Source organism: Nocardioides sp. YIM B13467 (assembly GCF_042788075.1).
GTDB lineage: Bacteria > Actinomycetota > Actinomycetes > Propionibacteriales > Nocardioidaceae > Nocardioides.
In genome coordinates, this window is sequence record NZ_JBHZPJ010000032.1 from 1 (window position 1) to 7,717 (window position 7,717).

Below are 7,717 nucleotides of genomic sequence, written 5' to 3' on the forward strand. Positions count from 1 at the left end.
CAGGACGGCTACACGGAGATGACCACGGGTCTGAAGGACGCCATTGCTGGTGTCGAGGACATGGCTCAGGCTCTGCGTGACATGGCCACGGCGATCCAGGACCTGGACTCGCAGCTCGCCGGCGGCTGATCACTTGCTTACTGGGCGGGGCGACACATCAACGGTCGCCTCGCCCGTAGCAGCATTTCGGCACTTTGACCGGGCAGACTGACGGAAGATCGAAGGGAAGCGAGCGATGGCGGACGTCAAGATCAAGGTCGAGACTCTTTCGAGGATCGCGACGCAGCTCGACTCGATTGTCAACGAGTTCGAGAATGCGACCAGCCAGTCCGAGGCGTTGGAGGCCGACATCGGCAACCCGTACGGCCGTGGCGACCTTCGTGACAAGGCACAGGACTTCGAGGAGCGCTGGGATGACAAGCGCGACGACCTCAAGGAGAGCCTGAAGGAGCTCCAGGAGCACGTCAAAGGCGTAGTCGACGGTTTCGAGAACTGGGACAGCGAGACTGCTCTCCAGTTCCAGACCAAGTAGGACGTCCGCCGGACCGCGAACGCGGTGACCGTGCGACGGGCGATCAGGACACCTTGCGGGCTCGACGAAGGAGTACATGAGCCATGGATTCATCCCCTAAGGGCAGAGAGATCAAGACGGTCGAGGGCAACCCCTCGGGCATCATCGAGCGCGGCGACGCCATCGAGCGTCTGGGCGAGATGATGAAGTCCTGCTACGAAGAGTTGAAGAAGATCTCCGAGCACGACCTCGCCAACGGCGAGATGGACGGCAAGGCCGTCGAGAAGCTTCAGGACAAGATCGGCGACTCCTACAAGACGCTCGAAGAGGCCAGCGCGCTCTACACGCCGGTGGGCCCGATCATCGCGAAGTACGGCGAAGAGCTTCAGCAATGGCAACCGCTCATCAGGGCGCAGGTCGACACCTGCGAGGACCTGTGGGCGAAGTTCGACAGCATGGAAGGTGCGCCGACTCACCTTCCGGGCGCCGGTCCGAAGGAAGGCAGCCCGGAGGCGCAGCAGGAAGAAGACGCCGAGGAGGCGAAGGACCAGGCCCGCAAGGACTGGGAGAACGCCGCCGAGACCTGGGACGGCTACTACGACTCCTGGGAAGACGCGTACGACGCTGCGGTCAGCGGCATCGGCAACGAGATGTCCGGCAAGATCGAGGACGGCTTCTGGGAGGTCCTCGACGACATCATCGCCGTCCTCGAGATCGTTGCGATGGTGCTCTTCGTGGCGGCCCTGTTCATTGCGGGACCCCTGGCGGCCATCGCGATGGCGGTATCGGCGCTTGTTCTTCTTGCGAGGACCATCCAGTTCTGTGCCGGAAAGTGTTCGATCGTCGACCTTGGGCTAGCGGTTCTCGACGTCATACCGTTCGGCAAGTTCGGAAAGATGGCCGATGCGGTCGGTGCCCTGACAGATGCGGGCAAGTTCGCCAAGTTCTCGGCTGCGTACAAGGCCGCGGGCGGCGTTGGTGACGCCGTCAAGCTCAAGGCATTCCCGGACATCATGACCAGCCTTCACGCCGGCCTCGACGTCGGTGACTTCACGCGGATCAGCGAGTACGGCAAGATCTGGGGCGCCGCCGGCGACATTCAGGGCGCACTGGCGAAGCAGGCCAACTCCTTCTACAGCACGGTGAACACGATCCAGGGCCTGCCCGACTCAGCCGTCGACATCTTCGCCTGATCGGCCGACCTTCCATGCATGATGTGTGCTGCTCGGAGCTTGTAATCAAATCGGAGGACGACCGTGGTCGGAACGTGGCGAGCTGAAGGAATCTACCCACAACGCGAATGGACGCTTGTTCCCAGTGAACCGGGGCAGGGCGCCGACGCGTGGGTGTCGACCGAGTGTGCCCGAGTCCGCGAGTGGTTCGGAACCAACGCGAGCCGGCAGTCCGACGAGGACGTGCGCCGCATCCTGACGGACTCCCTCGCCACCATCGGTGAGCCGGGCAGGCTGGTCACCATGCTTCACTGGCCGATGACGGTCCCGATCGTCAGCCGGGTCAGGCTCGTCCTTGCCGAGGCCGGTGACCTCGACGTCAAGGCGTGGGAGAAGTCTGGTTTCGACGTCGACGAGTGCATCGGTGCGGCGCTCGGCCCCGGTATCAAGTGCATCGCATCGCGCGATGAGAGCGTCGACGGGCATGACCTCCATCTGTCCACTGCGGTCTATGCCTTCAGCGGCGACGCCGGCGGTGTGGGGCTGATCGTGGAGTCCGGCCTGCCGTTGGCGTTCCAGCTCACGATCGCTCAGATGCCGATCATCCTCTCGAGCCTTTCACTCCTCGATCCGGACGGTCGTCCCTTCGAGGCCAGCCCGGTTCCGGGTCTCACACGAAACCAAGTTGACGAATGGGAGCAGCTTTCCAATGCCTAAGGCGGCAGCGATCGATCCAGGAAACTGGGCAACCGTGCACAGCAACTTCGATCGCTTCGACATCAACGAGCTGAATCGAGTCGTTCTGGACTACGCGCAGATCGAACTGGAGTCAGCTGAGAGGAAGCGTCGCCGCTCAGGAGCGGCGAACCTTGCTGCCAAGTTGATGTTCTGGGTGGCGCTCATTGGCTTGGCCGGACCGCTGTTCTCCGTGGCGATCTTTGCCAGCGGAGGAGGCGCGAGGAAGTTTTCCGAAGACTTCTCGCCGGGTTTTGAGGTTCCGTGCGTATACATCGGATGCGCGCTCGGACTCCTTGCCCTGCTCTATCACTTCGTGCCGTGGGTTCGCTCGACTCATCGGCAGTGGGATCGGTCCCTGTTCGGGTTCTCGGTCTTCGTGTTGGTCTCGACCGTCCTGCTTCTGGTCCTGATCCTCACGAGCGACCCGGCTGCATATCCGCGGTTTCCCCTCGTGATCGCACCGGCGTTGCTGCTGGTGTTCGGGATCGCGGTGATCGTGGCGGAGTTCCGGCTCTACTCCAGGGAGAAGCCGCCGGCGGTCGACGTCAGTGCGTTGACTTCGGAAGAGCTGGAAGTGCTTCTCGCCTTGCGGCGCCAAGCATTGACCACCCTGCGTTCGCGTTCAATCGTGTCTTACGATGAATTTGATGCACTGGACCGTAGTCCTCTGACTGCCAGTGCTGACGGAAAGGCTTGAGGTGTCTGGAAACGGCGCAAGCTCGTTGAGGGAGATGCTGGGTGCAACCAAGGACCCGGAGTTCCACCTGAAGCTCCTCGATGGATGGGAGCGCCACGTTCCGGACGACTCCGACCGGGACGCGATCGATGCCGAGATCAAGCAGCGTTGCATGGCTGCCAACCGGCCCGACCTGCACGCGCAGCTTCGGATGCAGATGGATCAGGCGTTCTCGCTCATGAAGCAGCAGAACGTGATCGCCTATTTCGCGGCCACCGGGCAGCCGACGGGCGACGTCTACATCCCGGGTTCCATGTTCGCCACCATCCGCCGCGCGCCGAACGGCGAGAGCCTCGATGGCTATGTGACACATGCGATCCAGACGTACGACGCGAAGCCGCTCTTCGGCGACAAGCGTTTCATCCGGTTCGAACGGGAGTCGACGAAGGAGCTCCAAGGCGGCTCGATCGTCATGACCTCGATCGTCTACGTTACGCCGATCCCTGGGTCGAACCACCGCCGTGGCCTGCAGCTGACGGCTTCGGTCGCGAGGCCCGTGGAGATGTCGGCGACTGATCCGGTGTTCGTGGGGTGGAAGACGGCGTTCGACGTATGTGTCTCGACCCTTCGCTGGGCGCCGCCGGCGGCCTAGTCGCAAAGCGCTGATCGATCTCGGGTTGGAGCACTGATGGCTGCGCCGAAGGCAGTGCTGGAATGGGCGCGCAAGACAGATGAAGCCCGCGACGAGTGGGCTCGTCAGGCAGTTGACGGGTGGGCGCATACGGAACCGTTCTCGCAGCCGTTCAGCTGGGGCGAGGCTGAGGCGGCGGTCTTGAAGCGGAGCTACCCACCGCTTCCGGGCCGGTTTGTGCTGAACGCCGCCGGCGCCGTGGCCATGGGGCTGCTCGCGCTCATCGCTCTTCCGCTCTTCGGCTCGGCCGCGTGGGGTTTGGTGCTGGTTGCGCTGGCCGCCGGCCAGGAGACGGGCGCGGAGGGATTGTTGTTGTGGCTGGCGCGGATCGCTTTCGGCGCTGCCGTTCTCGTAGCCGGCACAGGGTTGTCCGCGTGGTGGCAGACTCGACGGCGCAGCGTTCTGGAGGTTGCGCTGGCCGGGGTCACCGCGATCGCGTCAGCGGTGACGTACGTGTTGCTGCTGGTCTTGGATCTCGCCACGATGCCATGGCTGTCGGTCCTGGTCCTTGGCGCTGGGACCTTGGGCTTGGCCAATCTGGTCCTGGAGTTGGTGTCCAGGCCCGAGGGCGGGGCAAAGAGCCGGAAGCCACCGCGGCGTGGGCCACGGAGCTCCGACAAGCGACATCGGGCCCGCGCCGCACGGGACCGCCTTCTCGACGTGCTCATCCATCGCCGTCTGGTCGACGTCGATGAAGGCGACCGAAAGCGACTTCGAGAGATGCCCTTGGGGTACTGGTCCGAGCTCGATGGGCTCGATGAGCGAGAGTGGCGTCGGGTGCTCGAGTATCGCCACGTGGGGTGGCGTGAGTTCGATGCGAGCGACAAGCAGGTGCGCTAGCGGATCAAGGTGGCGCTGATCACGGCTGCGCCGATCAGACCTCCGAGAGTCAGGACAGCGCCGAAGACGGTGAGGGAGCCGTAGGCGATCGGGAAGAACGACAGCGCGAAGCGGGCCACGGGTAGTTCGTTGTTGTGGGGAGCCTTGGGGTCGTACATCACGTCGACGATGTCAGCCGTCTCGACGCCTTGGGAGCCGTGTTCGCTGTGGCCGTAGTACCTGCCGCCCGTCTCGGGGGCGGTGAAGGTGTAGTTGACGTGGTACGTCAGTCGCCGGCCGCTCCGCTGACATCCTGTTTCCACGCCTTGTGACGTGGGCGCTGGTTCGAGACCAGCGGCGACTACCTCGAGTTCGCTTCTCGGCGCCGCGGAAGTTCAGATAGCCCGAGGCACAGATCAGGGTGCCGATCAGTGCGACGGCGAGTGCTCCGAGTAGATCCTTCACGGCCTGTTCCTGATCGCTACGCCGAGATCAGGTTGAGCGACGCGAGGATCAGGAAGATCCCGATACCGCCGAAGACGACGAAGGCGACGCTGTAGTTGAGAACGCGGCCGACGACGGAGCCGCCAGAGACGGTCTCATTGGTCTTTGGATCGTTGGGGTCGTAGATGATCTCGATGACGTCGCCGACCTTCGGGCGCGCCAGGTGTTCCACCTCGCCGACGTGCTGGATCCCGGCAGTGTCGCGGTACTCGTAGCGCGCGTTGATGGACGTCTCCGTCGTGGATGTTCCGGTCGCTGAGGACTCGTACTTCTTCTTCCAGACGTGGCGGATCGTCGCCTCCGTGCGGGTCCAGGTGGCCAGGCGTCGCTGGCGGCGTACCAGATGAATCGTCAGCCATGCCGGGAGAATCAGCATCGCGATGCCGATCAGCAAGGCGGCGACGGCACCAAGGCTCATGATCACTCCATTCCCGAGATTGAACGCCCTCACCCTAACCGCGACGGCTGGGAGTCCGAGCCGGGGCGGTGGGGCGCTGTGGGGGCCGGGCGCGTACCGTATCCCCGCTCGGAATCTCGGGGGCTTCCGCTGTGGCGCCTCCTGACTCATCTACTGACGACGGGATGTGTGCGTTGACTCGACGTGTGGCGGCGATGGCGGTGGCTTCGGTGGCTCTGATCTCCGGGTGTGGCCAGGTCGGCCCACCTCCGAAGGACTTCGCGACCGAGGACGCGGTTCTGGCGATGCGGATCCAGGAGGGTGGCGAGGACTCCAGCTACCTCGTGCTGGTCTCCCCGAAGGGGAAGACTCGTGCGATCGAGCTCGACCGGGTCGAGGGCGCCGCGATCTCGTGGACTGAGGATGGGATCACCACGTCCGACCGGAGCCACGACTACGTGATCGATGAGTCCGGACTGACCGCGAACGAGCGTACGAGTGGTGGGGACGAGCGCGAGACGCAACACGAGTGGTATCGAGTGCCGGTCGGGGCGGGGACGTTGATCGGGTTCAGCCCCGAGGACGGGTCCAAGGATCCGTTCGTGACCTACATCGACGGAGACAGCGGCAAGGCGACGACGCGGGTGTCTCCGTACGGTCAGACATCGACCGCGGCAGTGTGCGGTGAGCGCGTGTTCTCATCGGGAAGGGGCACCGACACCAAGGCCTTCGAGGACGACAGCGGGTCCATCCCGGAGAGCCAGCTGAACCGCGCCGCGTTGACGTCGGCCTATCCACACGACGGTGCGGACATCCTGAGCACCTTGGAGCCCTCGACCTTCCCGGGCACGACGTCGCCCTGTGTCGACGGCATCGTCTACGAAGGGTGGGAGAACGACGCCGACCAGCACCTCGTGCGGGTCTGGAACACGGCCAAGGAAACGCCCGCGGCGCAAGTCGCCGTCGACCACGAGATCGTCTATCCGGAGGACGACCACTCATCGCGCATCGGAGGGCCGGATCGGGTGACGGTCTCGGACGGACAGCTCTTCTGGGTCGTCAGCAACACGATGTGGAGCGCACCGTTGCCGACCACCGAGGCTGCGCCGATCCGTGCTCGCAAGGTCGGTTTCCTGGAGGGTTCCGTCGGGCTCGACGCGGAGGTGCTGGCGTACTCCTCGCATCACGCCTACACGGTCACCAACGAGAGCGACCTCCACGAGCGCTCCAGGCGTCGGAGCGATCGAGTGTGGACCGAGCTCACAGAGCTGAGCCTGGTGCGCACCGACCTGGCCACGGGGAAGGCGTCGCTGGCTCTCGAGGTAGAGGTGAAGGACGTCGACTTCCCGACCAAGGACACCAGGGTCACGGCGCTGGCGATCAACCCGGAGTGGCTGGCCGAGAACAGCGAATAGGCGAATGCCAGGGCGATGTCGTGCAGATCACCGCGCGACACGCCGAAGTGAAGAGCGACCACCAGAGGCTCGGGTTGCCAGGGTGACGCCGTACCTCTCGATCTCGGGAACATTCACTGTTGAAAGGGACCCTTTTCATGCGCACTCGCACCACCGTCCGGACCTGTCGATCGGCCGCCGTCGGCCTCAGCCTCGGCCTCGCGCTCGCGTTGACCGGGTGCGGCTCCGAGGCGACCGACTCGGACGCAGACGCTGCGGCCGAGGTCGAGTCCAGCGCGCCGGCCTCCGAGTCCGCGTCCGCGGCTCCTGCCGGCGCCGAGGCCGAGGTGAAGATCGGGAAGACGCTCAAGGACCCCGACATGGGCGACACGATCGAGGTCATCTCCGCAGTCCGCGACTTCCAGTCGACGGAGGAGGCCGAGCTCATCGCGGAAGGCGGGGAGATCGTGCTGCTCCAGATCAAGGTCAAGCCCGGCAAGGAGTACGGCGGCCTCATCCAGGACGGGAACTTCGAGATCTCCTGGGACAACGGGGCGGACTTCTGGTCGCCCGACACCGACGAGGTGGCCACGGAGCTGACCGCTGCGAAGCGTACGCCGTTCGAGGACGTGTCGCGCCGCGATGGCGGTGAGCACACCGGCTGGATCGCCTTCGAGGTGGACGAGAAGGCTGACACGTACCTCGTCGAGTACGTCCGCGACGGCGCGAAGGTGATCGGCTCGGACAAGACCATCGCCGAGTTCAAGGAGCAGGTGGAGATCCCCGCCGGCTGAGGTCTCGACAAAGCTGCTCGG

General features: G+C 64.5%; 9 protein-coding genes and 1 pseudogene. 8 read left to right on the forward strand and 2 right to left on the reverse strand.

Annotated features, from left to right (window positions below; all coding sequences use genetic code 11):
• Nucleotides 1-235: 235 nt before the first annotated feature.
• The 6 genes from ACFX43_RS06750 (at nucleotide 236) to ACFX43_RS06775 (ending at nucleotide 4,628) form a co-directional block, all read left to right on the forward strand.
• The gene (locus ACFX43_RS06750) at nucleotides 236-532 is read left to right on the forward strand and encodes a flagellar protein FlgN (RefSeq protein WP_378818570.1); all 297 of its coding nucleotides are present in this window, start codon (nucleotides 236-238) and stop codon (nucleotides 530-532) included.
• Nucleotides 533-615: 83 nt separating this feature from the next.
• Nucleotides 616-1,704 (forward strand): hypothetical protein, encoded by a 1,089-nt coding sequence (locus ACFX43_RS06755; protein ID WP_378818573.1) that lies wholly within the window; start codon nucleotides 616-618, stop codon nucleotides 1,702-1,704.
• Nucleotides 1,705-1,767: 63 nt separating this feature from the next.
• A complete protein-coding gene (locus tag ACFX43_RS06760) occupies nucleotides 1,768-2,400 on the forward strand; it encodes a hypothetical protein (protein WP_378818576.1) in 633 nt (210 codons plus the stop codon).
• 34 nt (nucleotides 2,401-2,434) lie between these two features.
• On the forward strand, nucleotides 2,435-3,118 hold the full coding sequence (locus ACFX43_RS06765) for a hypothetical protein (RefSeq protein ID WP_378818579.1): 684 nt from the start codon (nucleotides 2,435-2,437) through the stop codon (nucleotides 3,116-3,118).
• Entirely contained in the window at nucleotides 3,099-3,749 is a 651-nt protein-coding gene (locus ACFX43_RS06770; RefSeq protein WP_378818581.1) for a protein TPRXL, read from the forward strand. The genes ACFX43_RS06765 and ACFX43_RS06770 overlap by 20 nt, the downstream gene beginning before the upstream one ends.
• A gap of 36 nt (nucleotides 3,750-3,785) precedes the next feature.
• Entirely contained in the window at nucleotides 3,786-4,628 is an 843-nt protein-coding gene (locus ACFX43_RS06775; protein ID WP_378818583.1) for a hypothetical protein, read from the forward strand.
• On the opposite strand, the pseudogene ACFX43_RS06780 reads toward ACFX43_RS06775, so the two are convergent.
• Nucleotides 4,625-4,933: pseudogene (locus ACFX43_RS06780) on the reverse strand (hypothetical protein); the annotation flags it as partial. The gene ACFX43_RS06775 and the pseudogene ACFX43_RS06780 sit on opposite strands and share 4 nt — an antisense overlap.
• Nucleotides 4,934-5,088: 155 nt before the next feature.
• Nucleotides 5,089-5,529, reverse strand: coding sequence for a DUF3592 domain-containing protein (locus tag ACFX43_RS06785; RefSeq protein WP_378818586.1), 441 nt, complete (start codon nucleotides 5,527-5,529; stop codon nucleotides 5,089-5,091).
• A 173-nt stretch (nucleotides 5,530-5,702) separates the two neighbouring features.
• Here ACFX43_RS06785 and ACFX43_RS06790 point away from each other — a divergent pair, with 173 nt between their 5' ends.
• A complete protein-coding gene (locus ACFX43_RS06790) occupies nucleotides 5,703-6,923 on the forward strand; it encodes a hypothetical protein (RefSeq protein WP_378818588.1) in 1,221 nt (406 codons plus the stop codon).
• A 137-nt stretch (nucleotides 6,924-7,060) separates the two neighbouring features.
• On the forward strand, nucleotides 7,061-7,696 hold the full coding sequence (locus ACFX43_RS06795; protein WP_378818591.1) for a transcriptional regulator: 636 nt from the start codon (nucleotides 7,061-7,063) through the stop codon (nucleotides 7,694-7,696).
• Nucleotides 7,697-7,717 lie beyond the last annotated feature (21 nt).

Bases quoted from the DNA above. Each gene is read 5' to 3' on its own strand.
- ACFX43_RS06775 (WP_378818583.1), top strand. From the start codon at position 3,786: ATGGCTGCGCCGAAGGCAGTGCTGGAATGGGCGCGCAAGACAGATGAA.
- ACFX43_RS06795 (WP_378818591.1), top strand. From the start codon at position 7,061: ATGCGCACTCGCACCACCGTCCGGACCTGTCGATCGGCCGCCGTCGGC.
- ACFX43_RS06750 (WP_378818570.1), top strand. From the start codon at position 236: ATGGCGGACGTCAAGATCAAGGTCGAGACTCTTTCGAGGATCGCGACG.
- ACFX43_RS06755 (WP_378818573.1), top strand. From the start codon at position 616: ATGGATTCATCCCCTAAGGGCAGAGAGATCAAGACGGTCGAGGGCAAC.
- ACFX43_RS06785 (WP_378818586.1), bottom strand. From the start codon at position 5,529: ATGAGCCTTGGTGCCGTCGCCGCCTTGCTGATCGGCATCGCGATGCTG.